General features: G+C 40.4%; 2 protein-coding genes. Both read left to right on the top strand.

What is annotated here, in order from left to right:
* Nucleotides 1-740: gp58-like family protein (locus AKK44_RS07215; protein WP_236686669.1), on the top strand; the 740-nt coding region annotated here is incomplete at its 5' end.
* An 8-nt stretch (nucleotides 741-748) separates the two neighbouring features.
* The coding region (locus tag AKK44_RS08775; protein ID WP_152911082.1) for a DUF1617 family protein at nucleotides 749-866 on the top strand (118 nt) is incomplete at its 3' end.

Here is an 866-nt window from a genome sequence, read left to right as displayed (position 1 = left end):
ATGGGAATACAACAGTAAACGGAACGTTCACTACAAAAATCGCAGAAGCTATCAAAATCAGAGCTGACCAGATAATTGCGGGTACGATTGATGCAGCGAAGATAAGAGTTATTAATCTCAATGCAAGTAGTATCGTAGGGTTAGATGCTAGCTTTATCAAGGCTAAAATCGAGCACACGATTACCAGTCTGTTGGAGGGCAAGGTCATCCGAGCTAGAAATGGTGCGATGATTATTGATCTAAACAATTCAGGTATAAGCTTTAACAGAGACGCTGTAATCAGCTTTAATAGCAAAAATAACGCCCTTGTTCGCCAAGACGGGACACACACAGCATTCGTGCATTTTAGCAATGCGACACCTAAAAACTACACAGGTAGCGCACTGTACGCCTCAATAGGTATCACATCTTCTGGGGATGGTATTAACAGTGCATCGTCTGGACGTTTTTGCGGAGCTAGGTTCTTTAGATATGCCGAAGGCTATCAACACGATGCCAAAGTTGATCAAGCGGAATTTTATGGCGATACTTTGCTATTTATAGATTCATTCGATGTTAAAAGAGGATTTGAAATGACGCCAACGTTAATGCCTAAAATGGTCAGCCTAAATAAAATGTACCAAGCGATATTAGCGCTCGGGAGGTGCTGGTTACACGCTAATAACACCGCTTGGACTTTTAATAACGACACTGCAAATGCAATCATTCGAGAATATAATGAACACGTTAACGGTTTATAGGAGAAAAAATGGAACTAAAATTAAAAAACAAAGAACTTAACACGCTTTGTGATGTCCTTGACAAAATCAAAGTGACCAACATGAAGGCGAATCGTGGACGTGCAAAGTTACTTTCTAAAGTCGTTG

This window comes from Streptococcus phocae, from assembly GCF_001302265.1.
GTDB classification, from domain to species: Bacteria; Bacillota; Bacilli; order Lactobacillales; family Streptococcaceae; genus Streptococcus; species Streptococcus phocae.
The sequence above is the reverse complement of the archived record's forward strand: the minus strand, read 5'-3'. Positions and strand labels throughout refer to the sequence as shown.